Source organism: Streptomyces sp. NPDC034043, assembly GCF_055575675.1.
The window spans coordinates 699,154-724,369 of the sequence record NZ_JBVISF010000001.1 but is presented as its reverse complement, the minus strand read 5'-3'; the positions used below and the strand labels follow the sequence as shown (position 1 = coordinate 724,369).

30 protein-coding genes are annotated in these 25,216 nt (G+C 73.5%); 16 read left to right on the top strand and 14 right to left on the bottom strand.

All coding sequences use genetic code 11. The features are described 5' to 3' along the window. Positions 1-59: 59 nt before the first annotated feature. Positions 60-1,076, bottom strand: coding sequence for an ABC transporter substrate-binding protein (locus ACZ51S_RS03720; RefSeq protein WP_388937774.1), 1,017 nt, complete (start codon positions 1,074-1,076; stop codon positions 60-62). A 248-nt stretch (positions 1,077-1,324) separates the two neighbouring features. Between ACZ51S_RS03720 and ACZ51S_RS03715 the strand changes: the two genes are divergently transcribed. From ACZ51S_RS03715 to ACZ51S_RS03705, 3 genes are read left to right on the top strand one after another with little or no spacing between them, the layout of a single operon-like run. Further along, the gene (locus ACZ51S_RS03715; protein ID WP_468885059.1) at positions 1,325-2,302 is read left to right on the top strand and encodes a FecCD family ABC transporter permease; all 978 of its coding nucleotides are present in this window, start codon (positions 1,325-1,327) and stop codon (positions 2,300-2,302) included. Next, the gene (locus ACZ51S_RS03710; protein ID WP_468802891.1) at positions 2,299-3,408 is read left to right on the top strand and encodes a FecCD family ABC transporter permease; all 1,110 of its coding nucleotides are present in this window, start codon (positions 2,299-2,301) and stop codon (positions 3,406-3,408) included. Before ACZ51S_RS03715 ends, ACZ51S_RS03710 begins: the two co-directional genes overlap by 4 nt. A 1-nt stretch (position 3,409) precedes the next feature. Next, positions 3,410-4,249 (top strand): ABC transporter ATP-binding protein, encoded by an 840-nt coding sequence (locus tag ACZ51S_RS03705; RefSeq protein WP_468478151.1) that lies wholly within the window; start codon positions 3,410-3,412, stop codon positions 4,247-4,249. Between the two features lie 59 nt (positions 4,250-4,308). On the opposite strand, the gene ACZ51S_RS03700 is transcribed toward ACZ51S_RS03705, so the two are convergent. From ACZ51S_RS03700 to ACZ51S_RS03685, 4 genes are all read right to left on the bottom strand, one after another. Continuing rightward, entirely contained in the window at positions 4,309-4,743 is a 435-nt protein-coding gene (locus ACZ51S_RS03700) for an ATP-binding protein (protein WP_468478150.1), read from the bottom strand. Positions 4,744-4,836: 93 nt separating this feature from the next. Continuing rightward, positions 4,837-5,160 (bottom strand): plasmid stabilization protein, encoded by a 324-nt coding sequence (locus tag ACZ51S_RS03695; RefSeq protein ID WP_468478149.1) that lies wholly within the window; start codon positions 5,158-5,160, stop codon positions 4,837-4,839. Between the two features lie 80 nt (positions 5,161-5,240). After that, on the bottom strand, positions 5,241-5,990 hold the full coding sequence (locus ACZ51S_RS03690) for a UdgX family uracil-DNA binding protein (RefSeq protein WP_468959493.1): 750 nt from the start codon (positions 5,988-5,990) through the stop codon (positions 5,241-5,243). Between the two features lie 162 nt (positions 5,991-6,152). Then, positions 6,153-6,419: a DUF4235 domain-containing protein gene (locus tag ACZ51S_RS03685; RefSeq protein ID WP_388937763.1), complete on the bottom strand. Its 267-nt coding sequence runs from the start codon at positions 6,417-6,419 to the stop codon at positions 6,153-6,155. Between the two features lie 200 nt (positions 6,420-6,619). On the opposite strand from ACZ51S_RS03685, the gene ACZ51S_RS03680 reads away from it, so the two are divergent. The 3 genes from ACZ51S_RS03680 (at position 6,620) to ACZ51S_RS03670 (ending at position 10,586) form a co-directional block, all read left to right on the top strand. Beyond that, positions 6,620-6,847: a hypothetical protein gene (locus ACZ51S_RS03680; RefSeq protein WP_468478147.1), complete on the top strand. Its 228-nt coding sequence runs from the start codon at positions 6,620-6,622 to the stop codon at positions 6,845-6,847. Positions 6,848-7,107: 260 nt separating this feature from the next. Then, the gene (katG, locus tag ACZ51S_RS03675) at positions 7,108-9,297 is read left to right on the top strand and encodes a catalase/peroxidase HPI (RefSeq protein WP_468478146.1); all 2,190 of its coding nucleotides are present in this window, start codon (positions 7,108-7,110) and stop codon (positions 9,295-9,297) included. 140 nt (positions 9,298-9,437) lie between these two features. After that, positions 9,438-10,586, top strand: coding sequence for a baeRF2 domain-containing protein (locus ACZ51S_RS03670; RefSeq protein WP_468959492.1), 1,149 nt, complete (start codon positions 9,438-9,440; stop codon positions 10,584-10,586). Positions 10,587-10,694: 108 nt separating this feature from the next. On the opposite strand, the gene ACZ51S_RS03665 is transcribed toward ACZ51S_RS03670, so the two are convergent. Next, positions 10,695-12,413, bottom strand: coding sequence for an acyl-CoA dehydrogenase family protein (locus ACZ51S_RS03665; protein ID WP_468478144.1), 1,719 nt, complete (start codon positions 12,411-12,413; stop codon positions 10,695-10,697). A 50-nt stretch (positions 12,414-12,463) separates the two neighbouring features. Next, a complete protein-coding gene (locus ACZ51S_RS03660; RefSeq protein WP_388937756.1) occupies positions 12,464-13,030 on the bottom strand; it encodes a PadR family transcriptional regulator in 567 nt (188 codons plus the stop codon). A gap of 192 nt (positions 13,031-13,222) precedes the next feature. On the opposite strand from ACZ51S_RS03660, the gene ACZ51S_RS03655 reads away from it, so the two are divergent. Continuing rightward, on the top strand, positions 13,223-13,792 hold the full coding sequence (locus ACZ51S_RS03655; protein ID WP_468478143.1) for a mycothiol transferase: 570 nt from the start codon (positions 13,223-13,225) through the stop codon (positions 13,790-13,792). A gap of 51 nt (positions 13,793-13,843) precedes the next feature. On the opposite strand, the gene ACZ51S_RS03650 is transcribed toward ACZ51S_RS03655, so the two are convergent. The 3 genes from ACZ51S_RS03650 to ACZ51S_RS03640 form a co-directional block, all read right to left on the bottom strand. Continuing rightward, positions 13,844-14,839, bottom strand: coding sequence for a DUF1648 domain-containing protein (locus tag ACZ51S_RS03650; RefSeq protein ID WP_468478142.1), 996 nt, complete (start codon positions 14,837-14,839; stop codon positions 13,844-13,846). After that, on the bottom strand, positions 14,836-15,183 hold the full coding sequence (locus ACZ51S_RS03645; RefSeq protein ID WP_468478141.1) for a GntR family transcriptional regulator: 348 nt from the start codon (positions 15,181-15,183) through the stop codon (positions 14,836-14,838). The genes ACZ51S_RS03650 and ACZ51S_RS03645 overlap by 4 nt, the downstream gene beginning before the upstream one ends. Before the next feature lie 83 nt (positions 15,184-15,266). After that, on the bottom strand, positions 15,267-16,289 hold the full coding sequence (locus tag ACZ51S_RS03640) for a winged helix-turn-helix domain-containing protein (protein WP_468959490.1): 1,023 nt from the start codon (positions 16,287-16,289) through the stop codon (positions 15,267-15,269). Positions 16,290-16,429: 140 nt separating this feature from the next. Here ACZ51S_RS03640 and ACZ51S_RS03635 point away from each other — a divergent pair, with 140 nt between their 5' ends. The 8 genes from ACZ51S_RS03635 (at position 16,430) to ACZ51S_RS03600 (ending at position 21,894) form a co-directional block, all read left to right on the top strand. Further along, a complete protein-coding gene (locus ACZ51S_RS03635; RefSeq protein ID WP_468478139.1) occupies positions 16,430-16,801 on the top strand; it encodes a hypothetical protein in 372 nt (123 codons plus the stop codon). A 196-nt stretch (positions 16,802-16,997) separates the two neighbouring features. Then, positions 16,998-17,945 carry an NmrA/HSCARG family protein gene (locus tag ACZ51S_RS03630; protein WP_468959488.1) on the top strand — a complete coding sequence of 316 codons (948 nt, stop codon included), beginning with the start codon at positions 16,998-17,000 and terminating at the stop codon, positions 17,943-17,945. Positions 17,946-18,152: 207 nt separating this feature from the next. Beyond that, positions 18,153-19,109, top strand: a complete 957-nt coding sequence (locus ACZ51S_RS03625; RefSeq protein ID WP_468959485.1) for a TIGR03557 family F420-dependent LLM class oxidoreductase — start codon at positions 18,153-18,155, stop codon at positions 19,107-19,109. A 93-nt stretch (positions 19,110-19,202) separates the two neighbouring features. Further along, positions 19,203-19,616, top strand: coding sequence for a CBS domain-containing protein (locus ACZ51S_RS03620; RefSeq protein WP_468959482.1), 414 nt, complete (start codon positions 19,203-19,205; stop codon positions 19,614-19,616). Between the two features lie 51 nt (positions 19,617-19,667). Continuing rightward, positions 19,668-19,982: a hypothetical protein gene (locus tag ACZ51S_RS03615; RefSeq protein ID WP_468959480.1), complete on the top strand. Its 315-nt coding sequence runs from the start codon at positions 19,668-19,670 to the stop codon at positions 19,980-19,982. A 171-nt stretch (positions 19,983-20,153) separates the two neighbouring features. After that, on the top strand, positions 20,154-20,564 hold the full coding sequence (locus ACZ51S_RS03610; protein ID WP_468959477.1) for an STAS domain-containing protein: 411 nt from the start codon (positions 20,154-20,156) through the stop codon (positions 20,562-20,564). A 120-nt stretch (positions 20,565-20,684) separates the two neighbouring features. Continuing rightward, on the top strand, positions 20,685-21,473 hold the full coding sequence (locus ACZ51S_RS03605) for a VOC family protein (protein ID WP_468959474.1): 789 nt from the start codon (positions 20,685-20,687) through the stop codon (positions 21,471-21,473). 118 nt (positions 21,474-21,591) lie between these two features. Continuing rightward, entirely contained in the window at positions 21,592-21,894 is a 303-nt protein-coding gene (locus ACZ51S_RS03600) for a hypothetical protein (RefSeq protein ID WP_468478132.1), read from the top strand. 37 nt (positions 21,895-21,931) lie between these two features. Here ACZ51S_RS03600 and ACZ51S_RS03595 read toward each other — a convergent pair whose 3' ends face one another. The 4 genes from ACZ51S_RS03595 to ACZ51S_RS03580 all read right to left on the bottom strand — a co-directional run bounded on the left by ACZ51S_RS03595 (position 21,932) and on the right by ACZ51S_RS03580 (position 24,399). Beyond that, entirely contained in the window at positions 21,932-22,723 is a 792-nt protein-coding gene (locus tag ACZ51S_RS03595) for a DUF72 domain-containing protein (protein ID WP_468959472.1), read from the bottom strand. 37 nt (positions 22,724-22,760) lie between these two features. Beyond that, a complete protein-coding gene (locus tag ACZ51S_RS03590; RefSeq protein WP_468802881.1) occupies positions 22,761-23,240 on the bottom strand; it encodes a cupin domain-containing protein in 480 nt (159 codons plus the stop codon). Between the two features lie 132 nt (positions 23,241-23,372). Then, the gene (locus tag ACZ51S_RS03585) at positions 23,373-24,176 is read right to left on the bottom strand and encodes a class I SAM-dependent methyltransferase (RefSeq protein WP_468959469.1); all 804 of its coding nucleotides are present in this window, start codon (positions 24,174-24,176) and stop codon (positions 23,373-23,375) included. A 10-nt stretch (positions 24,177-24,186) separates the two neighbouring features. After that, complete coding sequence (locus ACZ51S_RS03580; RefSeq protein WP_468959466.1) at positions 24,187-24,399, bottom strand: hypothetical protein; 213 nt, start codon at positions 24,397-24,399, stop codon at positions 24,187-24,189. A 254-nt stretch (positions 24,400-24,653) separates the two neighbouring features. Between ACZ51S_RS03580 and ACZ51S_RS03575 the strand changes: the two genes are divergently transcribed. Then, the gene (locus ACZ51S_RS03575) at positions 24,654-24,917 is read left to right on the top strand and encodes a GlsB/YeaQ/YmgE family stress response membrane protein (RefSeq protein WP_468478127.1); all 264 of its coding nucleotides are present in this window, start codon (positions 24,654-24,656) and stop codon (positions 24,915-24,917) included. The last annotated feature ends 299 nt before the right edge of the window (positions 24,918-25,216 follow it).

Here is a 25,216-nt window from a genome sequence, read left to right as displayed (position 1 = left end):
ACGCGGCCGGGGCCTTTCCGTCGAGGCGGGCGGGCAGGGCCCGCCCTCCCGGCGTCCGCCTACTTGGCGGGGTCGACCTGGAAGGCCTTCGCCAGGTCGTCGAGGACCATGTCCGCGCCCTGGAGGGAGACCGAGGTCATCCAGGTCGAGTCGTCGACCTCGTGGACCTGGTTCTTCTGGACCGCGTTCAGGCGCTGCCACAGCGGGTTGGCGGTGAACTTCTTCTTGCGCTCGTCACCGCCCGAGAAGGAGGTCATGAAGATGTGGTCGGCGTCCGCCTGCTGGATCTGCTCTTCGCTGATCTCGATGTTGAACTTCGACTCGTCGCGCTGGTTCTCGGGCCGCGTCAGCCCCATGTCGTTCAGGATGATGCCGCTGAACGTCTTGGGCAGGTAGATGCGCGTCGGACCGTCGACGAAGCGGAGGACCGAGAAGGTGGGCTTGCCGTTGGCGCCGCCGCCCTTGGCGTTGATCGCGTCACCGATCTTCTTGGCGCGGGTCTGGTAGGCCGTGAGCTTCGCCTGGGCCTTCTCCTCCTGACCCAGCGCCTGGCCGAGGAAGGTGACGTTCTCCTTCCAGATCGGGCCGGTGGTCTTCACGAAGACGGTCGGCGCGATCTGGCTCAGCCGGTCGTAGAAGTCGGCGTGCCGGACGGTCGCCGAGACGATGAGGTCGGGCTTGAGGGCCGCGATCGCCTCGAGGTTCGGGTTGTCGAGCGGGCCGACGTCCTTGGTGTCCTTCACCGCGTCACCCAGGTACGCCGGGAAGCCCTTCTGGTCACGGTAGGACCCGATGCCGCCGACCAGCGGCGCGTCGAGCGCCACGACCGCCTCGACCAGGCTGTTGTCCAGCGCCACCACACGCTTGGGCTTGGCCTTCAGTTCGGTCTTGCCCTTGTCGTGGGTGATGGTGCGCGGGAAGCCCGCGGACTCGGCGGCGGCCGGCTTCGGCGACGACTCGGCGGCCGACTTGCCGTCATCCCCGCTGCCACAGGCGGCGAGCGAGAGGGCCATGGCCGCCGTGAGGACGGCGGCGGCGATCCGGCCCGGCCGGCGACGGTGGGTGAAGCTGTTCATCGGTTCTCAGTTCTCCAGAGGGAACGCGTGCTCTAAGGGCGAGGCGCTCTTAGGTAAGGCTTGCCTGAGTAAATGCGTGGTGAACAGTAGCCGCTCTTCGTGGCCAAATCCAGACGGGGGCCGAAGAGCCGATACGGTTAGGCATCCCTTACCTTGTCTGAGTGTCTCTGAAGCCCGTCACCGCCGATGCCGCCGCGGTCCCCGTCCCGGCAGTTCCGCCACCCCGACGAACCCTGTCCCGAACCCTCGTGCTCACGTTCCTGCTCGCCCTCGTGGCGGCCATGGTGTGCGCCTCCCTGGCGATCGGCACGAAATCCGTGCCGCTCTCCGACGTCCTCGCGGCGATCGGCGGCAGCGAGGAGGGCGACGCGATCGTCATCCGCGAACTGCGCATGCCCAGAACCTTCCTGGGGCTGCTGGTCGGCCTCGCCCTGGGCGCCGCGGGAGCGGTGGCCCAGGACATCACCCGCAATCCCCTCGGCGACCCCGGCCTCATCGGCATCAGCGCCGGAGGCTCGTTCGCGGTCGCCGCGAGCATCGGCGTCCTGGGGCTGACGAGTTCGTACCAGTACATCTGGTTCGCCTTCCTCGGCGGAGCGCTGGCCGGACTCATCGCCTACGCCGTCGGCGGTACCGGTTACGGCGGCGCGACTCCCGCCAAGCTCGCCCTGGCCGGCGCGGCGGTGACCGTACTGCTCGACGCCGGCACCAACACCCTCGTGCTGATGGACGTGCGCACCCTGGACCAGTACCGGTTCTGGGCGGTCGGCTCGCTGGCCGGCCGGGAGGCCCAACTGGGCATGGAACTGCTCCCGTTCCTCATCGTCGGCCTCGCCCTCGCCCTCGGCCTGAGCGGCCGGCTCAACGCCCTGGCCCTCGGGGACGACCTGGCCAGCTCGCTCGGCACCCCGGTCAGGTCCACCCGTGCCCTGGGCGCGCTGGCGGTGGTCCTGCTGACCGGCGCCGCCGTGGCCGCCGCGGGCCCCGTGACCTTCGTCGGCCTCGTCGTGCCGCACGTCGTACGCGCCTTCACCGGGCCCGACGCCCGCTGGCTGGTCCCGTGTTCCGCGCTGGGCGGGGCGTCGCTGATGCTCGCCGCCGACGTGGTCGGCCGGATGGTCGCCCGGCCCGGCGAGCTGGAGGCGGGCGTGGTGACCGCGCTGCTGGGCGCGCCGTTCCTCGCGCTGCTGGTCAAGCGCGGCAAGCTCAAGGAGCACACCCGATGAGCGTGACGCGTACGACCGGCACGCCGGTCCCGGCGGTCCGCCGCAAGGCCGTTCCGCGGCTGAGGCTCGAAGCAGGGCCCTTCGGCGTGGCCGTGCGGCCCAGGGTCGCGCTGGTGGTGCTCGCCCTCGTGGCGGCCGGCTTCGCGGGGCTGATCGCCTCCGTGTCGCTGGGCACCTTCGCCATTCCGGTGGGCGACGTACTGGCCGCCGTCCTGGGCACGGGCTCCGGCTCGGCCGACCTCATCGTCCACCAGCTGCGCCTCCCGCGGGCCCTGACGGCCCTGCTGGTGGGGGCCGCGTTCGGGCTGGCCGGGGCCGTGTTCCAGGCCGTCACCCGCAACCCGCTGGCCAGCCCGGACCTGATCGGCATCGCGTCCGGAGCCGGAGCCGGAGCGGTGAGCGCCATCCTCATCGGCGGGGTGACCGCGGCCGGCGCGGGCACCTTCGCGGCGGTCCCGTTCGGAGCCCTCGCCGGCGCCCTGCTGACCGCGGTCGTCATCTACCTGCTGGCGTTCCGGGACGGCACCATCACCGGCTACCGCTTCGTCCTCGTCGGCCTCGCCGCGAACGGCGCCCTGGTCGCGCTGACCCGCTGGATGCTGGCCCGCGCCGACATCGACCAGGCGTCCCGCGCCATGGTGTGGCTGACGGGCAGCCTCAACGGCCGCGGCTACGAACACGTCCAGTGGGCCGGACTGGCGCTGGCCGTACTGCTGCCGCTGACCCTGTCACTGGCGCGCCCGTACCAGCTGCTCCAGTACGACGACGACACCGCGCGGAGCCTCGGCATGCCGCTGCGGCACTCGCGGATCGTGCTGCTGGTCCTCGCCACGTGCCTCACCGCGCTCGGCGCGGCCGCGGCCGGGCCGATCGCCTTCGTCGCCCTGGGCGCCCCTCAGATCGCCCGGCGGCTCGCCGGCACCGCCGGTATCCCGCTGATCACCAGCGCCCTCACCGGAGCGGTCCTGCTCATCCTGGCCGACCTCGGGGCGCGCACCGTCCTGGCGCCGACCGAGCTGCCCGTCGGCGTGCTCACCGGCGCCGTCGGCGCCCCTTACCTGCTGCTGCTACTCGCCCGTACCAACCGGGCCGGAAAGGGAGGCTGACATGACCGCCCCGCTGACCGAGACCCCGCCGACCGGCACCGCCCCCTCCGCGCTCAGCGCGGAAGGGCTGCGGCTGGGGTACGGCGACCGGATCGTCTCCGAGGACCTCGACCTGGACATCCCGGCCGGGAAGGTGACCGCTCTGGTCGGCCCGAACGCCTGCGGGAAGTCCACCGCCCTGCGGGCCCTGGCCCGGCTGCTCAAGCCGGCCGGCGGCGCCGTCCACCTGGACGGCGAGGACATCGCGGGCCTGTCCGCACGGGAGTTCGCCCTGCGGCTCGCCCTGCTGCCGCAGACGCCCAGTGCCCCGGACGGAATCTCCGTACGCGACCTCGTGGCGCGGGGCCGTACCCCGCACCAGCGGTGGTGGCGCCAGTGGTCCTCCTCCGACGAGGCCGCGGTGGACGCGGCGCTGGCGGCGACGGGCTCGCAGGAGCTGGCGGCGCGTTCCATCGACGAGCTGTCGGGCGGTCAGCGCCAGCGCGTGTGGATCGCGATGGCGCTGGCCCAGCACACGCCGGTGCTGCTGCTGGACGAGCCTACGACCTACCTGGACCTCGCCCACCAGGTGGACGTCCTCGAACTCGTCGCGGAGCTCAACCGCTCAGAGGGCCGCACCGTGGTGATGGTCCTGCACGAACTCAACCTCGCCTGCCGCTACGCCGGCCACCTCGTCGCCATGCGCGACGGGCGGGTCGTCGCGGCCGGACCGCCGTCCGAGATCGTCACGCCGGACCTCGTCCACGAGGTCTTCGGCCTGCGCGCGGCGGTGATCCGCTGCCCGGTCGCCGGTACGCCGCTGGTCATCCCTGAGGGCGGGCGCCGCAGCGAGGTCGTCTGACCCCGTCGGCGCCGGCGTCGGACCGCGCCCCCGTTCGTACGGTGACCCGCCCGGAGCGGTCACCGTGCGAACGGACCGCGGGGGATGTGGACGTGAATGGTCTTGCCCGCCTCCCGGCCGTCGTGGTGGTGGATCTCCACATCGGTCCCCAGCAGGTTGACCAGGTGCCACCCCCATCCGCCCTCTCCCCGCTCGTCCGGTCGCCGGGCCCGCGGCTCCGCGCTGCTGCTGTCCGTCACGTCGACGTCGACGCCGTCCGACACCAGGTGCAGGTCGAGCGCGCAGGCGCCGTTGGCGTGGCGGACGGCGTTGGTGACGAGTTCGCTGATCACCAGCAGGGCCGCATCCAGGGCGCGGGCCGGAAAATACGGCGGCTCCCCGCCCCTGAAGGGCTCGAGGAAGTCGCGCACCGCCTGGCGCGCCTCGGCGGCCGCACCCCGCCCGCGCAGGGCCAAGTGGAGCGTCGGTGTCGGGTGGACGGGGTGGAGGGGCATGGGGACCGACTCCCGGGAGCCTCGGTGCTTCGGTCGGGAGGACATGGCCGGGGGCGCGGCACGGCGGCCCGCCCGGGCCCACTGGGCGAGGGGTCAGCGGCCGAGGGCACGCTTCAGTTCGGACTTGTCCATCTTCGAACGGCCCTCGACGTTCTTCTGCTTCGCCTCGTTGTAGAGCTGCTCCTTGGTTGGGCCCTGCGAGCCGCTGTGAGAGCGCTGCCCGCCCCGCTTGGAGGAGGAGGTGTCCTGGGTGGAGGAACGGCTCGCGGTCTTCGACTCGCCGGAGCGGGCGCGTTCCTTGTTGACCGTGCGCGCGGCGATCTCCTTGGCCCGTCCGGTGCTCTCGCCGCGCTGCTCGGCGCTCTCCTTGATGTGCTCGTACTGACGTTCACGCTTGGGGCTGGAACCGCGAGGCATGGTGACTCCTTCACTCTTGTGCGTGTGTGCGGATCCGGCGGACCGGGTCCGTACCGTGCGCCTGCCCGGGTGGGGGCGGCTCATTCAGACGGCTTCGGGCCCGGGCGGCCCAGCGCGGCGGCGGCCACGGAGAGGTCCGCGACCAGCCCCGCGAAGGCGGCCTCCCGGTCCTCGGAGCGGAGCACGGCCGACGGGTGGACGGTCGCCAGCAGCTGCCCGGCCGACGGGCCCGGCTCCCCGCCGAGCGGTACGGGCATGGGCAGGAGCACTCCGCGCCGCTCCCCCACCCGGAACGAGGACCCGAGCAGCGCCTTGCCCGCGGTGCCGCCGAGCACCACCAGCACTTCCGGGTCGACCAGCCGCAGTTCCTCCAGGAGCCACGGCCGGCAGGCGGTCATCTCGCGCAGGCTGGGGGTCTTGTGGATGCGGCGCTTGCCGCGCGGGGCGAGCGCGAACTTGAAGTGCTTGACCACATTGGTCAGGTAGGCGCCCTCGTCCGCGAGCCCGGCCTCGTCGAGGGCCTTGTGCAGCAGCCGGCCGGCGGGACCCACGAAGGGCTCGCCCCGCAGGTCCTCCTGGTCGCCGGGCTGCTCCCCGACCAGCATCAGACGCGCGGCGGCCGGGCCGCTGCCGAAGACCGTCTGGGTGGCGTCCCGGAAGAGCGGGCACCCCTTGCACTCCGACGCCGCACGCGCGAGGTTCCTCAGGCCTCCCCGCGAGGGGAGGTAGGGGGTGGCGTCGTCCCCCTGTCCGAGCTCGGATCCGTGCTCCTGTCCGGGCTCCCGCCCGGCGGCTGCCGGGGCCGAGCCGGTACGCGCGCCCGCCTCCATCGCCACCACCTCCGGCCGGGGGTCCGGCTCCTGTGCCGTGGTCCGCCCCGCGTTCGAGGCCGCGGGGCGGCAGTCGGCTTCTTCCCGGCGCCCCCCGCACCAAACGGGAGGTCCGGACCCGGCCGGGGTCCGCGGCCGAGGCCCCGGAGCCCCGAGGCCGGGTCAGGCGGGCCAGGTGCCGGTCAGGCGCTTGGCCGCGACGGCGCCGCCCCGGTCGACCGCCGCCTTGACGGCGGCGAAGACCGCGCCCTGCAGCGCCGCGGCGATGAGGATCTCCCGCCACGAGCGGTCCTCGTCGGTGGCGTTCGGTGCGTCGTCCTCGTGCCCGAGCCTCTTCCACAGCTGCTTGAACGCGACGCCCGCCAGGGCGCCCCCGGTCGCGCCGAGTACCAGCCCCACGGGCTTGTACGCGATCTTCGATGCCTTCACCGCGTTCCTCCTCCTCGCACGTCCGGTCCCCCGGCATCTGCCCGGTGGCGCGCGCCGCTAACGCGTTCCCCGTGCCCGTCCGCCGTCACGGGCCGCACCCGCCGTTTGACCGCGCGCGGCGGGGGCAGGCGAGGAAACCGGGTGGGGGCCATCCTCGAACCGCGACGGAGCCTCCGCCTCCAACCGGAAGGTGGGATGACGTGATGGAACCGCCCTCGGCACCGACGGCCGGCCCGGCCCCGTCGCACCTCCTCGAAGAGGCGCGGACGGCTCTGAGTGACGTCACCGATCCGTCGGCGCGGGCCGGCCTGCTGGCCGTCCTCGCCGCGGTGCAGGAGCTCCAGCTCCTGACGTCCTCCATCCAGGGCATCGACGCCCGCATGAAGCAGCTCAACCGCTACCTGGGAGCGCTCGCCAACAAGCCGTAGCCGCCGGTCCCCGCACGTCCGCCGTCCCCCGGGCCCCCGCCCGGGGGACGGCGCCCGCTCCGCCCCGCCCACGCCGCGGGACACCGGTTTTCCCCTCCCCTGATCGGGGTCATCGGCGTGGGGGTCCGCATCTCGTCCGCCCGCCGGGTGGAGGCGCCCTGCGTGTTCTCTCGGCGGCACCGTCCACCATGCGCGACCATACGGACGCGCAGAGCAAGCAGCCAGCAGGTGGAAACACCGAGACAGGAAGAAGGACGGACGTGTCCGGCAGCGAAAGCGAGAACCCCGCAATTCCCTCCCCGGCCGCCACGCCGACCCGCCCCAGGACGAACCGGGACTGGTGGCCGAACCAGCTCGACCTCCAGGTTCTCCACCAGCACTCGCCCCGGTCCAACCCGATGGGCGAGGACTTCGACTACGCGCGGGAATTCGCGGACCTGGACGTCGAGGCCCTCAAGCGGGACGTCTTCGAGGTGATGACGACGTCGCAGGACTGGTGGCCCGCCGACTACGGCCATTACGGGCCGCTCTTCATCCGGATGAGCTGGCACGCGGCGGGAACGTACCGGATCGCCGACGGCCGGGGCGGCGGCGGGTCGGGCGCCCAGCGCTTCGCTCCCCTCAACAGCTGGCCCGACAACGCGAGCCTCGACAAGGCGCGGCGTCTGCTCTGGCCGGTGAAGCAGAAGTACGGCCGGAAGGTCTCGTGGGCGGACCTCCTGGTCTTCGCCGGGAACTGCGCGATGGAGTCCATGGGCTTCAAGACCTTCGGATTCGGCTTCGGCCGGGAGGACATCTGGGAACCCGAGGAAATCTTCTGGGGTCCCGAGGACACCTGGCTCGGGGACGAGCGCTACAGCGGCGACCGGGAACTCTCCGGTCCGTTCGGCGCCGTGCAGATGGGACTCATCTACGTCAATCCGGAAGGTCCGAACGGAAACCCGGACCCCCTCGCCGCCGCCAGGGACATCCGCGAGACGTTCGCGCGCATGGCGATGAACGACGAGGAGACGGTCGCGCTGATCGTCGGCGGGCACACCTTCGGCAAGTGCCACGGGGCGGTCGACCCCGAGTACGTCGGTCCGGAACCGGAGGCCGCGCCCATCGAGCAGCAGGGTTTCGGATGGACGAATTCGTACGGTTCCGGAAAGGGGGCCGACACCATCACCAGCGGGCTCGAGGGTGCGTGGACGACCGAGCCCGTCAAGTGGGACAACGGCTACCTGGACAACCTCTTCCGGTACGACTGGGAGCTGACGAGGAGCCCGGCCGGCGCCCAGCAGTGGACCCCGACGGACCCCGCCGCACGGGGCACGGTGCCCGACGCGCACGACCCGTCGAAGCGGCACGCCCCCATGATGCTGACGACGGACCTCGCGCTGAAGCTGGATCCGGTCTACGGGCCGATCTCGAAGGGCTTCCACGAGAACCCGGACCGGCTCGCCGACGCCTTCGCCAGGGCCTGGTACAAGCTGCTGCACCGCGACATGGGGCCCGTCTCCCGCTACCTCGGCCCGTGGGTCCCCGAGCCGCAGCTGTGGCAGGACCCGGTCCCCGCCGTCGATCACGAGCTGGTCGGGGACGCGGAGATCGCCGACCTCAAGGCGCGGGTCCTCGGCTCGGGGCTGTCCGTCTCCCAGCTGGCGGCCACCGCCTGGGCCGCGGCCGCCTCCTTCCGCGGCACCGACATGAGGGGCGGCGCCAACGGCGCGCGGATCCGGCTCGCTCCGCAGAAGGACTGGGAGGTCAACGCGTCGGACGAGGTGGCGCAGACGGTGCGGGCCCTCGACCGGATCCGGGAGGACTTCAATGCCGCGCAGACCGGCGGGAAGAAGGTCTCCCTCGCCGATCTGATCGTCCTCGGCGGCTGCGCGGCCGTCGAGAAGGCCGCGCAGGACGCCGGGCACCGGGTCACGGTCCCGTTCGCGCCGGGGCGTACGGACGCCTCGCAGGAGCAGACCGACGTGGAGGCGTTCGCCGTCCTGGAACCCCGGGCGGACGGCTTCCGCAACTACCTCGGCGAGGGCGAGAAGCTGTCGCCGGAGACCCTCATGCTGGACCGCGCCAACCTGCTGACGCTGACGGCCCCCGAGATGACGGTGCTGACGGGCGGCATGCGGGCCCTGAACGCCGGTTTCAAGGGCTCTCCGCACGGCGTCTTCACCAGCCGGCCGCAGACGCTGACCACCGACTTCTTCGTGAACCTGCTGGACATGGGGACGCAGTGGTCGCCCTCGGCCACGGACGAGAACGTGTTCGAGGGCCGGGACCGCGCCACGGGCCGGGTCAAGTGGACCGCGACCGCGGTCGACCTCGTCTTCGGCTCGCACTCCCAGCTCCGGGCCCTGTGCGAGGTGTACGCCTCCCAGGACGCGGGCGAGAAGTTCGTGCGTGACTTCGTGGCGGCGTGGGACAAGGTGATGACCCTCGACCGCTTCGACCTCTCCTGACCCGTCCATACCGGCACGCCCGCCCGCCCCCGCTGCCCCGGCCCGCCGGCCACCGCCGGCCGGCCGTTGGGCGCGCCGGGGGCGGGCGGGGCATTCTGGAGGAGGACCCTCACGCCTTCCTGAACCCCTTGGGGGACGTCATGGAACTGGGCTTCCTCAAACCGCTCTTCTCCCGTCCCGGCCCCTGGGCGTCGGTGTACGTCGAGACCACCCGCGCCACCGAGGACGCGCAGCGGATCCAGGCCCTGCGTGAGCGGGCGGTGGCGTCGCAGCTGATCGACGCGGGCGCCGACGCCTACACCGTCCGGGCCGTGGTGAACCGGCTGGCCGGGGAGCCCGCCGGCGGCGCGCCGCCCGGCCGTGCGCTGTTCGCCTCGGGCGCCGAGGTCCTGCTGGACGTCCCGCTCGCCCGGGCCCCCGCCGCCACCGCGGCGACCTGGTCGGTCCTGCCGCACGTCGCCCCGCTGGCCGGTCTGCGCGGGGACGAGCCGAGCTGCCTGGTGGCGCACGTCGACCGTACCGGCGCCGATCTGGAACTGTGCGACGGCCTGCGCCGGGAGGCCGTGGGCCAGGCACGGGGCAGCCGGTGGCCGGACCGGGGTCACCGCGGGGTGCCGGCCGACCGCTACGAGTGGCACTACCGGAACAAGGTCGAGAACGCCTGGAACGAGACGGCCGACGCCATCGCCGCCGAGCTGGCCCGGCAGTGGCCGGAGAGCGGCGCCGGTCTGGTGGTGCTCGCCGGGGACGTCCGCGAGCGCCGGGCCGTCCACCAGCGCCTGCCCGAGGCGATGCGGGCGGTGACCGTCGAGGTCGACGCCGGCGGCCGCTCGCCCGGCGCCTCCCGGGACGCCCTCGACCGCGAGGTCGCGAGGGTGCGCGGGGCCTTCGCCCGCGAGCGCCTGGAGAACGCCCTGGAGCGGTTCCGCGTCGGCCGGGGCCGGCCCGGCGAGCACCGGGAGTCCACCGTGGACACCGGGCCGGGTCAGGCCGCGGAGGGCATGCCCGCCGTGGTGGACGCCGTGCGCAGCCACCAGGCGGCGACCCTGCTGCTCACCCCGGACGGCCCCGACGCGGCGCGCGAGGTCTGGGTGGGTCCCGGCGTGGACCAGGTCGCGGTGCAGCGCGGCCAGGCGCAGGCGATGGGCGTCGGCAAGCCGGAACGGGCGCGCGCGGACGACGCCCTGCTGCGGTCGGCCGCGGCTGCGGGCTGCGAGGTGCTGGTCGTCCCGGCGGACATGGCGGGCCCGGCGGGCGGCCTGGGGGCGGTGCTGCGCTGGAAGGTGTGAACGGGCCGAGCGCCTGCGACAGGGCCCGGGCCCGGGGAAGGGCTGCCGTCCGCGGCGGACCCGCGGCCGGCACGGCCGGCCGCGGGTCCGCCGCGGGTCACCTCTTGGCTACGGCGCCATCTCGTACGCCCCGGACAGGGCCTCGACGCGCTGCCAGATCCGCGCCGCGCGGTCCTCGTCCACGACGGGCCGGCGTACGGCGCCCAGGGCCCAGGCCTGCTGCGCCTCGGTGGCCGAATCCTTGCCGTGCAGTTCGACGGCGTGTCCGGAGAAGTCCCGCACGAGGACGGAGAACAGCTCGTCGAGGACGTCCGGGTCCAGGTCCGTCAGACGGGCCTGCTCCAGGATCAGCTGGGCGTGCACCACGAGGGCGAACAGCTGGCCGACGGACAGCAGGAAGTCCAGGTCGCGGCTCTGCGCCTCGTCGGGGGCGATGGTGGCGACGAACTCGCACAGGGCGTCGGCCTGCTCGCGGAACCGGGCCACGTTCGCCACCTCGGCGTACGCGTCGAAGGCGGGACGCCAGTCGTGGAAGCGTACGGAGCCCAGGCCGCGGGCCGGGCCCTGCCGGAAGAGGAAGTCGTCGTCGGCCGCGTCGAGGCGGGTCGGCACGGCCGGGTACGCGACCGGCTCCAGCAGGTGGTTGCGCATGAACTTGAGGATCAGCGCGAGGTTGACGTGGACGGTGCCCTCGAGCTTGGGCAGGCTGCGGATCTCGACGGCGGCCTCGGCGAAGTAGGTGTCCTTCTCGAAGCCCTTGGCCGCGATGACGTCCCACATGAGGTCGATGACCTTCTCGCCCTCCGTGGTCACCTTCATCTTCGTCATCGGGTTGAAGAGGAGGTAGCGGCGGTCGTCGGGGCCGGCGGAGCGGAAGTAGTCGACGGCCCGGTCGCTGAAGAGCTTCATGCCGACGAGGCGGACGTAGGCGTCGGCCAGTTCCCGGCGCACGTGCGGGAAGGCGGTGACGGGGCGGCCGTAGAGGACGCGGTTCTGCGCGTGGGTGACGGCCTCGTACATCGCGTGCTCGCAGATGCCGATCGAGGCGGTGCAGAGGTTGAACTTGCCGACGTTGACGGTGTTGAGGGCGGCGTCGAAGGCGGCCCGGCCGGTGTGCAGGACGTCGTCCGGGGAAACCGGGTAGGCGTCGAGCCGGAACTCGCTGACGTACTTCGAGGAGTCGACGACGTTCTGCACGACGTGGTACGCCGGGTGGCGGCTGTCGGCGGCGAAGAAGACGTATCCGTCCGGCCCCTCGACGTCGGTGCGGCGGCCGAAGACGGAGACGAGTCCGGCGGCGTTGCCGTTGCCGATGTAGTACTTGGAGCCGCTGGCCAGGAAACCGCCGTCGCCGTCGGGCTCCAGCAGCATGTCGGTGGAGTAGATGTCGGCGCCGTGGGTGCGCTCGGACAGACCGAACGCGAACACCTCGCCCTGGGTGAGGAGTTCGGCCGCACGGGCGCGGGCGGCGGCGTTCTCGCTCTGCCAGACCGGGCCGAGGCCGAGGATCGTCACCTGCCAGGCGTACCAGTAGTCGAGGCCGTAGAAGCCGAGGATCTCGTTGAGGGCGGCGATCCGGGCGGTGTCCCAGCGCTGGTCCTCCCGTCCGGCGGCGGAGGCCGGCGTGAGGAAGGTGGCGAACAGGCCCTCCTTGGCGGCGAAGGCCAGGAACTCCCCGAGCCAGGCGCGGGAGCGGTAGTCCTCGATCAGCTTGCGCTTGCCGCGCTCCTCGAACCAGTCGACGGTGGCGCGCAGCAGCCTGCGGGTCTCGGGGTCGAAGTGCGCGGGGTCGTAGGTGCGCGGGTTGAAGAGCAGGGAGTCGGCCATGAGGGGTCGCCTTCCGGAGAGGGAGGGGAGAGGGAGGGATGTGGGGGTGTTCAGGCGGACGGCGCTGCCGCGCCGAGACGCCTGAGCGTGGCGAGGACGTCGTCCAGCCAGGCGATCGTCATCCGCTCGTACGCGATGCCGCCGCGCAGCACGACGTGCTGGAGCTCCTGCGCGGCGTCGAGCGGGGCGGGGGCCTCGGGCCCGGTGAAGTCGCGCAGTTCCCCGGCGAGGTAGTGCGCGAGCCGCTCGCCGTGCACCCGGTGGTGCCGTTCGACCTCGCGGATCAGCGCGGCCGGGTCGTCGAAGGCCGCGCCCCGGATCTTCACGGCGAGGTCGTGGCGCATGCTCTCGGGTTCGATCGGCTCGTGCAGCCACCGGGAGAGGGCCGCGCGGCCGGGGGCGGCGACGGAGTACTCCTTCTTGTCCGGCCGGCCCTGCTGCGGGACCTCGCGGACGGTGAGCTGGCCGTCCCGTTCCATCCGGCCCAGCACGCGGTAGATCTGCTGGTGGGTGGCGGTCCAGAAGTAGCCGATGGACCGGTCGAACCGCCGGGCCAGTTCGTATCCGGAGCCGGGCATCTCCAGCAGGGAGACGAGGATCGCGTGGTCGAGCGCCATGCCCCCGATCTTTCTATGCAACTCGTTGCATAGACAAGTGCCGGAGCCCGGGTGAGACGCGGCTCACGGACGCCTCCAGCGGCCGGGGCGGCGCTCGCGAGCGCTCCGCAGGGTCCTCTTCCCGCCCGCCGCCCGCCCCCGGAGCCGGGCGGGCGGAATCTCGATGGCGGACCCGGGACGTCGCATACGATCATGGGCCGCATGAGTGAACAACCCGCGCGCTGGACCCAGTCGACCGTGTACACGGACATGTGGACGGATCCGGACCACGACCCCCGCAGCAACGACGGAACGAGCGCGGACGGCGAGCTCGCCACGCTCCTGGACTTCCTGACGGGCTACCGCCTGACCCTGAAGATGAAGTGCGAGGGCCTGAACCCCGAGCAGCTGGCCCGGCGGTCGGTTCCGCCGTCGACGATGTCGCTGCTCGGCCTGATCCGTCACCTCGCCGAGGTGGAGCGGGACTGGCACAACTGGATCACCGACGGCGATCCGCTGCCCAAGCTCTACGGCGAGCGCGACGCCGACTTCCACGGGGCCGTCGCCGACCAGGCCGTGGTCGACGCCGCGTACGCGGACCTGGAGCGCGAGCAGGCCGCGACCGACGCCGCGCTGGCCGCGCATCCGGACCTGGGCGAGCGCGTGGGGAAGGACTCCATAGCGATCCGCGAGCTGATGGTGCACAGGATCGACGAGTACGCCCGCCACTGCGGCCACGCCGACCTGCTGCGCGAGTGCGTCGACGGAAGGGTCGGCCAGTGAGCTGACCCCGCCGGGTTTCGGGGCGTGCGCCGTTTCAGGGCGTGCGCCGTTTCAGGGCGTGCGCCGCGCGACCAGCGAGTTCAGCAGCGCGGCGCCGCGCTCGGCGTCCGCGACGCTGACGGCGAACTCACCGCCCCGCAGCGGGCGGACGACCAGGCATTCACCGGCCCGGAGCATCACCGTCGTCCCCCTGCCGCTGAGCCGGTACCCCCAGCCGCCCACCTGCGCGGCCGTCCGGTGCTCGGCGCGCGCCGACTCGATGTCCCCGGCACGCCAGCGGCGTACGGGCAGACCGAACGGGCCGAGGGCCACTTCCAGACCGCGTTCGGTGACGCTCGCCCGTACGGAGGAACACCCGAGGACCACGACGGACGTGACGGCGAGGGGCGTGACGAGCGCCCACGGGGACGGGACGAGGCCCGCCACGGCGGCCAGGGCGGCGGCGACCGCAGCGAGCCCGGTCACGGCCGCGGTCGCCCGGAGCCAGGGGTTCGCCGTGCGGGAGAACCATACGAGCGTCTCGCCGGCCGGTATCTCCATGCCCGGCCCCCGCACCGCCGCCGGCGGCCGCGTCGTGGAGCGGCGCCGGGTCATCAGCCGGCCGGCCAGTCCCGCGGCCACCGCCACCGCCACCGCGAGCGTCAGGGCGATGCCGAGGCTGTCCAGGTGGGCCTGGTGCCAGTCGGCGCGGTCGAGGTTCGCCCGGACGACGCACGCCTGCCCGCCGACGAGGAAGACGCCGCCGGCCGGCAGGACGGCGGATGCCGCCGCACGGCCGCACCACCGCGCGACCCCGGCGGTCAGCAGCACCAAGGCCGCCCAGACGACCGCGGGAAGGAGCGCGGCGGCCCACAGCTGCATGGAGCCGTCGGGCTCGCCGGAGCTTGCGCTCCAGTGGGTCGCCAGCCGCTCCGGCAGCCGTCCCGACGCCGCCCAGGGCAGCGCGACGAGCACGGCGGCGACCCCCGCGCCCCAGAGCCCGAGGCCCGGCCGCCCCGCGGCTCCCTCCGGGCCGGCCGGACCCTGCGGATCTTGCGGACCCTTCACGGCAACCCCCTGATCATTTCGATGAGATCGGCCCTGCTGTAGCCCAGGTGCGCCGCCTCACGGACGAGTTCGCGCACCCGGTCGAGCACCACGGCCCGCCGGCCGGCTCCGGCGGCGACGGTGACGCCCCTCCCCCGCCGGAACTCCAGTACGCCCTCGTCACGCAGACCGCGCAGACCGCGCAGGACCGTGTTGGCGTTGACCCCGAGCGCCAGGGAGAGTTCCCGCGCCGACGGCAGGCGGTCACCCGGCCCGCACTCGCCGTCGGCGATGGCGCGCCTGATCGCGCCCGCCACCTGCTCGTGCAGCGGCCGGCTGTCCGCGGTGTTCAGTCTCAACAACATGATGCTAATGAAGATAGCACCATTGGCTATCCAGGAGGAGGTCTCCCCGGCCGCAGCCGCCTCGTACGGCCGGCCGCGCGGGGTCACATTCCGTCCAGCAGCGTGCGGCCGAGACGGGTGAGGGTGTGCAGGGCGGTCTTCCCCTCGCGGGTCAGGGCGGTCAGACCGGCGCCGCGCAGGGTGGTGGCGTGCTCGCTGGCGCCCGCCGGTGAGATGCCCGCCCGCCGGGCGAGCTGCGTGGTGGTGCACGCGGGGTGGTCGGCGATCACGCACATCACCACCGCCCTGGTCCGGCCGAGGAGCGCGGACAGCGCCGGCGGCACCGGAGCGCCGGCGCGGCGCGGGCCGGCGGCCGGGGCCCACAGCGCGGCCGCGTCGACGGGACTGGTCAGGGCCGGGTACACCACCAGCACCGTGTCGGCCTCGGGGCCCGCGAACAGCTGGGGTACGGGTCCGCAGAACACCGACGGGGCCAGCACGAGCGAGCGCCCCGCCAGGTGGAAGTCGGCCGCCCGGTGGACCAGCGGCCGGTAGCCGGGGACCTCCAGCACGGGCGGTTCCCACAGCGCCATCGGGCGCAGGCTGTCCAGCAGCGCCCCGACTCCGCCCTGGACCATGAGCCGCCCGCGCCGGGCCAGCTCCGCCTCGAGGAGCTGCTGGATGCGCTCCCAGTACGGGGCCACGGCCACGCGGTGGCAGTCCTGGAGGGCGGTGGCGAGCCTGGCCACCGCCCGCGGGCCGGCGTCCACCGCCTCCGCCAGCCAGGGAGCGTGCCGCCGGGGCGCGCCCGCGACCACCGCGAACTCCGCGCGCAGCCTGCGCCCGGGTGCTCCGCGCAGCCGTTCGACGCCCTCGTCGAGCCGGCCCGCCGCGCCCACCAGGGTGAACAGGTCCACCAGTTCCCCGCGCGGAGAGCCGAGGAACCTCGCGGTGTCCGGCCCGTCGCCCGTGATCAGGGGGCCGGTGCGCGCACGCCAGCCGCCGAAGAGCGCCTTGGCGTCACGCCGCTGGAGGTTCCACAGGCTCAGCTCCGTCTCCGCGAGCGGCCCCAGGAGGGCGACCCTCACCCGTGCCAGGTCCTGCGCCGTGAAGTGCAACCGCAGCACGCCTTCCCCCTCCACCGCCCTGCGGGCGATGCTCCCCACCGCCGTCGTTTCGGGACAGCCCGAAACGAGTCGAATCCCGGGTCGGTGCGGGCGCAGGCTGTGCCGGGCAAGCCGACAGCGTCTTCCCGAAGGAGTGCTCCATGAAGAAGCGTCTCGCGGGCGCGGTCCTGGCCGTGGCCGCCTTCACGGCCCCGCTGGCCGTCGTGGCCCCCACGACCGCCAGCGCGTCCGCCGCCGCGTGTTCGTCGCCCGGCTGGGGACCGTACGATTCCGGCTACTCGTTCACGGTCGCCGGCAAGAGCTCGCCGCTGCGGTCGGGGCCGAACGCGGACTGCGGGGTGCGCACGTACGTCCCGGCGAGCACCGAGTTCAGCATCGACTGCCGGTACGTCAACGGCGCCGGCAACCTCTGGTACCACGGCGACGTGTACACGGGCGGCCGCAGCTACAGCGGCTGGATGTACGCGGGCAACCTGGGCAGCGTCTACGACTCCAACCACGCCTCCTGCTGACCCGGCACGACCTGGCGGCGGTGACCGGGCCGGGCCCGGCGCCCCCTCGGCGCGGGGGACCGAGGGGGCGCAGGCTCGTGCGGCCATACGGGCGGGCCCGGGGTGTGGCGCCGGTCGCGTCCGGTCCGCCGCCCGTATGTTCGCGGCGGAAACGTCCCACGGGGCGAGGAACGGGTGCGGGAGTGGGTGGCCGGCGATGACCGGGAAGCGGACGATCACCGTATTCGGAGCGACCGGGCAGCAGGGGGGCTCCCTGGCCCGGTCGATCCTGGAGGACCGGGACGGCGACTTCGCGGTGCGCGCCGTGACCCGCCGTCCGGATTCGGAACGGGCGCGGGAGCTGGAGCGGCTCGGGGCGGAGGTGGTCCGGGCCGACATCGACGACGAAGCGAGCCTCGGACCCGCCCTCGAAGGCGCGTACGGGGCGTTCCTGGTCACCGACTTCTGGGAGGACATGGACGCCGCCCACGAGAAGCGGCAGGCGGCGGCCCTCGCCCGGGCGACCGGGCACGCCGGCGTGCAGCACGCGATCTGGTCCACCCTGGAGGACACGCGGCACTGCATTCCCGTGGACGACGACCGGATGCCGACGCTCCAGGGCCAGTACAAGGTCCCGCACTTCGACGCCAAGGCGGAGGCGGACCAGTACTTCCTGGACGCGGGCGTGCCGGTCACGTTCCTGCGGACCACCTTCTTCTGGGACAACCTGCTGGGCAGCTTCGCGCCGGGCAGGACGGAGGACGGCGGCCTGGAGCTGGTCTACCCGATGGGCGACAAGCGGCTGTCCGGCATGGCCGTCGACGACGTCGGCAGGATCGCGCACGCCATGTTCAGGACGGGTGCCGACTTCGTCGCCGCCACCATCAGCGTCGCGGGCGAGCACCTGCGCGTCGCCGACATGGCCGCGGCCCTCGCCGAGTCCCTGGGCCGGCCGGTCCGTTACCGGCCCCTGACCCCGGACGCGTACCGCGGCCTGGGCTTTCCCGGCGCCGACGAGGCGGGGAACATGTTCCAGTTCTACGCCGACTGCGAGGCCTCCTTCACCGGCGCGCGGGACCTGGGCGCCGTGCGCGGCATCCACCCGGCCCTCCAGGACTTCGCCACCTGGCTGGCGGCCCACCGCGACCGGTTCCCCCCCGCCTGAGGACGGCCCCGGCGGGTGGACGCCGCGGGCCCGGCCCGCGCGGCATCCCGTACGCGCCGCCGGACGGCGAGGGCGGCTCCGGGGGCGCACGGGCGGGTCCGAGGACCGGCCCGACCCGCGGCGCGGCCGCGAGGTTTGCTCCCCGTCGGCCGGGGCACGCGCCGACCACGGAGCCACGTACTTCCCGTACCTGGAGGCACGAGACCGATGACAGCATTCGGCTACTTCCTCGCCTGTGAGGAATTCCCCCCGGACCGGCTTCTGGAGCAGGCCCGGCGGGCCGCCGACGCCGGCTTCAGCCGGCTGGCGATCTCCGACCACTTCCACCCGTGGAACGACGCCCAGGGCGAAAGCCCGTTCGTCTGGTCGGTGATCGGGGCCCTGTCGCAGACCGTGGAGCTGCCGGTGACCACCCTGGTCACCTGCCCCACCATACGGATGCACCCGGCGGTGACGGCCCAGGCCGCGGCGACGTCGAGCCGGCTGCTCGACGGCCGCTTCGCGCTGGGCGTCGGCACCGGCGAGGCCCTCAACGAGCACATCCTCGGCGACCGCTGGCCGGCCTTCGACGAGCGGGCGGAGATGCTGGAGGAAGCCGTCGAGGTGATGCGCGAGCTCTTCACCGGCCGTCAGGTCAGCCATCGCGGCCGGCACTACACGGTGGAGAACGCCCGCCTGTACACGGCGCCGCGGGGCCCGCTGCCCGTCCACGTCTCCGGCTTCGGGCCGAAGGCGGCGGACCTGGCCGGACGCATCGGTGACGGGTTCGTCACCATGGGCCCCGACGAGGAGGCCATCAAGCGCTTCCGGGACGCGGGGGGCGAGGGGAAGCCGGTGATCGGCGGCCTCAAGGTGTGCTGGGGCGAGGACCGGGACGAGGCCGTCGACACCGCGCACCGTCTGTGGCCCACCGAGCAGCTGCCGGGCGAGCTGAACCAGATCCTGCCGACCCCGGCCCACTTCGAGCAGGCGAGTGAACTCGTCACCCGCCGCCAGGTGTCCGACGCCGTCCCCTGCGGCCCCGACGTCGAGGAGCACGTGGAGGCCGTCCGCGCCTATGTGGAGGCGGGGTTCGATGAGGTGTACATCGGCCAGATCGGTCCGGACGACCAGGCCTTCTTCGAGGCCTACCGCGACAAGGTGCTGCCCGCCCTCACCGGATGAGGCCGCACCGGGGACGGGACCGGCCGCGAGAAGAAGACCGCCGACCGCCGCGACAACAAGACCCATCGCGAGAACACGAGGGAGGAACCGCTGATGACCACCGCCCGCGAGATCATGACGGAGGGCGCCGACTGCATCGGCGCCGAGGAGACCATCATCCGGGCAGCGGAGATGATGAAGGAGCTCGGGGTCGGTGCCCTGCCGATCTGCGGCACCGACAACAAGCTGAAGGGGATGCTCACCGACCGCGACATCGTGGTCAAGGTCCTGGCGGCGGGCAAGGACCCCGCCCAGTGCAAGGCCGGCGAACTGGCTCAGGGCGAGGCGGTGACCATCGGGGCCGACGACGACGCCGACGAGATCCTGCGCACGATGGCCCGGCACAAGGTCCGGCGGCTGCCCGTCATCGACGGCCACGACCTCGTCGGGATGGTGGCCCAGGCCGACGTGGCACGTGCGCTGCCCGACAAGAAGGTCGGCGAGCTCCTCGAATCGCTGTCCAGCTGACCCCGCCGAGGAGCCGGGGTCCGGGCAACACTGCGGCAGAAGGTGAGCACCATGGGCTGGGCCTCGTGGACGACGCGTTCGGTCGTGGCGGGCCGCGGCGGCGTCCGGACACAGGACGCCGGCGTCCTCACCGGAGAACTGGAGGTGCACACCGCCTGGTCCGACGGGCTGGCCCGGGTGACCGTCCGCCCTCCGGGCGGCTCCACCTGGTTGCCCGTGGCGGGCGGCCCCCTGCCGTGCCCCAACGGGTACGCCAGCCGGCTCCTCCACGACGCCGTCCTCGACTCGGTCCGCGGCGAGGGCACCACGACGCTGTCGGACCTCCGGCCCAGGGCCCGCGCCGCGCATGACGCGCTGGCGGCGTGAGGCGCCCGTACTCGCGCCGGTGCCGACCCGCGCGGTCGGTATCGGCCTGAGCGAAACCTGACAACCCGGGCGGAACGTCAGCGAGCCTCTTACCCCTCCCGCGGGGCACCACGCCAGGATGGTGGCCCCGCGGGCCGCCGCCCGCGCGGGCGAATCGGGAAGGGGAACGTGTTGATCACCACGGACGTCCAGTACCGCGGCACCACCGTCCTGGTCAGTGCCTGCGGCGAACTCGACGCGGAGGCGGACGGGGAGCTCCGGCGGGCGCTGGAGTACGTCACCTCCGCCGAGCGGGTCCTCATGATCGATCTGCACGGGGTCCCCTTCATGGACGCCGGCGGCCTGCTGCACCTCCTGGACCTGCACCGGCGTGCGGAGCGCCGGGGCCTTCGGGTCCTGGTCGTCGGGTGGCAGATCCAGCCGCGGGAGCTGATGGCCCGGATCGCGGGCCTTCCCGGTCCGGCCTCGGCCACCGCCGACCGGTACGCCACGGCCGGGTTCCGGGAGCTGCTCGGGGAACGCGCCCGCGAAGCCCGCGCGCGCACGGACTCCCGTACGGACCGGCTGCCCGCCGGCGGTTGACCCGTTCCCCTTCCGGAGAACCGCGTCCGGCCGGTACGCGTCCGCTGCCGGCCGACGGGCGGGGGCGGGTGTCCGGTGCCACGCTGGGGTCGTACCGGCTCCGCGAAAGGCACTGCGCCCATGATCACCACTGATTACGTCCCCGGCTCCCCCTGCTGGCTCGACCTCGGCACGCCCGACGTGCCGGCCGCCGCGGCCTTCTACGGCGCCGTGTTCGGATGGGAGTACGAGTCCATGGGGGGCATGGAAGGCGGGATGTTCCGCAGGGACGGGAAGATCGTCGCCGGACTCGGCAAGCTCATCGAGCAGGGCGCGCGGTCGGCGTGGATGATCTACTACGGCGTCGAGGACGCGGACGCCACGACCCGGGCGGTGGAGGACGCCGGCGGTACGGTCCGGGTGGCTCCGATGACCCTGGACGACTCGGGCCGGATGGCCCAGTACAGCGACCCCCTGGGCGGGCAGTTCGCCGTCTGGGAGCCGGGCACTGACAAGGGGGTCGAGCTGGTGGACGAGCCGGGCTCGCTGTGCTGGACCGAGCTGTTCACCAGCGACGCCGCGGCCGCGAAGGAGTTCTACGGCGGCGTCCTCGGCTGGCGGTTCAGCGACATGGAGCTGCCCGGGGGCGGGGGCACGTACTCGCTCGTCACTCCGGCCGGGCTCCCGGACGAGCGCATGCACGGCGGGCTCATGGAACTGCCCCGGGAGCACCTCGGCCTCACGAACGGGCGGCCGTACTGGCATCCCGTGTTCGCCGTCCCGGACTGCGACGCCGCCGTCGCCGCGGTCACCGGGAACGGCGGCAACACGCAGACGGGCCCGGAGGACGTGGAGGGCATCGGCCGGCTCTCCGTCTGCCTCGACCCCTGGAACGCCGACTTCGTGGTCCTCACCCCGGCCGCCGGCTGAGCCTGGCATATCCGAAAGACCAGGGCGAAGCGGCATAGATCTCGCTTTCGGCGGGTATCACGCCAGATCCGTACGCATCGATGTCCCGTACCGCTACGGGACGGACCCTGGAGGCCGGATGACCTGGGCATCATGGACCACCCGCGGCGTCTTCGCCGGGCGGGGCGGGGTGAGAACCGCGGAATCGGTTCTCCTGACCGGCGAGCTCGACGTGCACACGACCTGGACCGAGGCCGACGGGCTGGCCCACGTCGCCGTCCAGCACAGCGGCGCCACGGAGTGGCTCACGCTGGCGGGGAGCCCGGCGCCCTGCCCGAGCGAGGGCGCGAGCCGCGCCCTGCACGACGCCGTACTGCTGGCCGTACGCGCCGGCGACGCGGCGACGCTCCCGCAGTCGGGTGCCACGGCGCCGGCCGGCTGAGGAGCGTCCGGCGGCAGCCGGTTCCCGACCCGGCGCCTCAGGAACGCCCGCCGGGCCGTGCGGCGCTCGCGCGGCCCGCTTCCGGGGCGGCGCCGACCGGCCCCGGGCCGCCGGTCAGGCGCGCGAAGGCCCGGGCGTCGGTCACGGCGGCCCCGCCGGGGTCGTTGTTGAAGTACGCGAAGACGTCCGCCTCGGGGGGCCAGGTGTCGGCCACCCGCGCCGCCCAGCCGCGCAGGGCGGACCTGCCGTAGTGGGGCCAGGGTCGGGCGCGGCCCGCGTGGAAGCGGACGTAGCCCCAGTCGGCCGTGCGCCACAGCGGTGTCACCGGCCGGGATCCCCGGTCCGCCCAGCAGAGGGCGGCGCCGCGCGCGGTCAGCACCGACCGCACGGCCGGCGTCCACCAGGATTCGTGCCGGGGCTCGACGGCGACCCGGACGCCGCCCGGGAAGCAGGCGAGGCAGAGGTCGAGCAGCTCCGGGTCCCCGCGCAGCGTCGGCGGCAGCTGGAGCAGGACGGGGCCTAGCCGGTCCCCGAGGGAGGCGGCGTGCGCCATCAGCCGGTGGACCGGCTCGGCCGGGTCGCGCAGGCGCTTGATGTGGGTCAGGAACCGGCTGGCCTTCACGGCCATCAGGAATCCGGGCGGAGTGCGGTCGCGCCACTGGGCGAAGGTGTCCGGAGAGGGCAGGCGGTAGAAGGCGTTGTTGTTCTCCACCGTCCGGAAGTGCCTCGCGTACTCCTCCAGCCACAGCCGTTGCGGCCGGTCAGGGGGATAGAACACACCCGACCAGTCCCGGTACTGCCACCCGGAGGTGCCGACGGTCACGGCCATGCGCTGCGCCTACCCCGGCGCCTGCCGGCGGATGCCGTCAGGGCAGGCCGAGCCACAGAGGGGGCCACGGCCCGTCCTCGCCGCCGGGGGTCTCCTCCGGGCCGGCGGGCGCGAAGACGTGGACGGTGACGGTCGGTCCGGCTTCCCGGACGGGGTGCACGCGGTGGTAGAAGGTCTCGTCGAAGCAGAAGCCCAGGCCAGCGCCGACCTCTTCGGTACGGGGGGCGTCGCCGAGCCGGGCCCGCTCGTGCGTGAGGGCACCCCGCGCCACGTACACCGCTCCGCGCAGGCGCTCGTGGTCGAGGTAGGCGGCCCCCGGCGGCAAGCACTCCCAGCCGAGGGCCCAGACCCCGAAGAGGCCGGTCCGGAAGAGCGGCAGCCAGTTGCCCTCGCCATCCGCCTCCGACAGCCTCGGCCGCCAGCGGTGGTAGTCGCGGCCCACGTCGTAGGCGATCTCCAGGAGCTCCTCGGGCTCCATGAGGGTCTCGCCGCGCGCTACGGCCGGCTGGGTGTCCATGCGTACGCACCGCCTCGCATGCTCTCGTCCGCGGGCGCGCCCCGGGCGCGCCCGGCCGTTCTTCACCGGTCGCCTGCCCGGTCGGCGGTTTTCCATGCGGGGGCGGCGGCCGGGCGGGCTGCGACGGAGCGGTCAGCGGCGACGGTAGAGGGTGACGCAGTCGCCGTGGCCGAGCCAGCGCACGGTCAGGGGGCAGGTGGCCCCGGCGGTCCAGCGGCGGCGCAGCTCGGCGAAGAAGTCCGCGTCGGCGCACATCCCGCCCGGCCCCTCCCCCACGTACAGGAACGTGTCCCCGCCATAGGCGCGCAACGCCTCCGCGGCCATCGCGTCCGCGGGCGGCGGCCATACGAGCATCAGGGTGCGGCCGGGGTGGCGTAGCACCGCGTCTACCGCCGTCGCCGTCTCGATGTCGGCGTAACGGAAGCCGTGGGTGAAGGCGTTGGCCTCGACTTCGTTCAGGTCCGTGGCCAGGACGTCCAGGCCGGCCCGGGACAACTGCCGCGCCCAGTAGCCGGATCCCGCCCCCGCTTCCAGCAGGGGCGCGCCGCCGGTGACGTCGCGGATCCACTGCGCGACGGAGCCGGTGAGCACCGCCCAGCTGTACAGCCCGGCGAGGTCCTGGCGGCGCAGCATCAGCGGGGCCGCGTCCTCCTCCCGCGGCAGGTGGTCGAAGACCTCGACGACCACCCGGCCCCCGGGCCCCCGGGAACGCAGGGCGGGGTACCACAGCAGCGGCACCATCTGCGGGTGCCGGTCCGCGTGGATCACGTCCTGCTCGGGCAGCAGCTCCCCGAGGGCGCGGAACGGGTGCCCCCAGCCCGGGAGCGTCACCGTCGGCCCCGCGTCCCACATCCGCTGCAGCCGGGTGGAGAGCTCGACCAGCCTCTCCACCACGGGCGGCGGCCCGGCCGACCGGGCGGCGCGGTGTTCGCTCACGCGGCGGGGTTCAGAGGGCGACGTGCTGGACCACGGCCAGGTCGCCCTCGGCGGGGGCGTCGACGGGAGCGGAGAGCATCCCCATGTGGGCGACGACGCTGATGCCGTCCTTGCCGTTCTTGCCGTCCGAGCCCGCCGGGCCGGCCGCACCGGCCGTGGCCGCGCCCGCGAGGGCGGCGACGGCGGCCGCGACGACGGCGGCGTGACGAGTGGTCTGGTTCATGCGGGGTCCCCCTTGATCTGACGTGCGGCGCGCGCAGTCGAGAACTGATGTACGAGAACCACCCTACCTCCGGGGCCACTTGGGACGAGCATGGCCCGGCCGCCGCCCCGAGGGGGGCCACGGCCCGGCGGGCGCTCCGGACCCCGGGTGCTCCGCCGCACGGCGGTGCCCCGGCGCGACGAGGTTTGAGAATCGCTTTGTCGGCGTAAAAGCGGAATTGACCGTATTCAACGCGACGAGGCAAAGAAGGCACCATGGGAATCATCGCTTGGATCCTCATCGGACTCCTGGCGGGCATCATCGCCAAAATGCTGATGCCCGGGAAGGACCCCGGAGGAATCATCGTCACCCTTCTGATCGGCATCGCGGGCGCACTGCTCGGCGGGTGGCTCGGCAAGGTGATTTTCGGCGTCGACTCCGTCGACGGATTCTTCGAGCTTTCCACCTGGATCGCCGCCATCGTCGGCTCCCTCATCCTCCTGGTCGTCTTCCGCCTGTTCAGCCGCACCTCACGCTGACGGGTGCGCGGGCCGGACGGATTCCGCCGTCCGGCCCGCGCGCCCCGACCCCGTCCCCCACCCGAGCTTCGAGCGGTAGGGCCCGCCGAAGGGCGTTCCGGCACATGCGGGTCGCGTTTGCCGGGGGCCGCGGACGGCGGGAGACTGGGGGTACGGCGTGCCGTGCCGCGGGACCACGCCCGGCCGGCGCCAACGCTCCCCCGCGCCGCCGCATCCGCACCCGTGGGTGCGCCCCCGCGGCCTGCCGTGCCACGTCATCCGCCCCGCTCTTCAGCCTCGGCCGGCCGGGCGGTGACGCG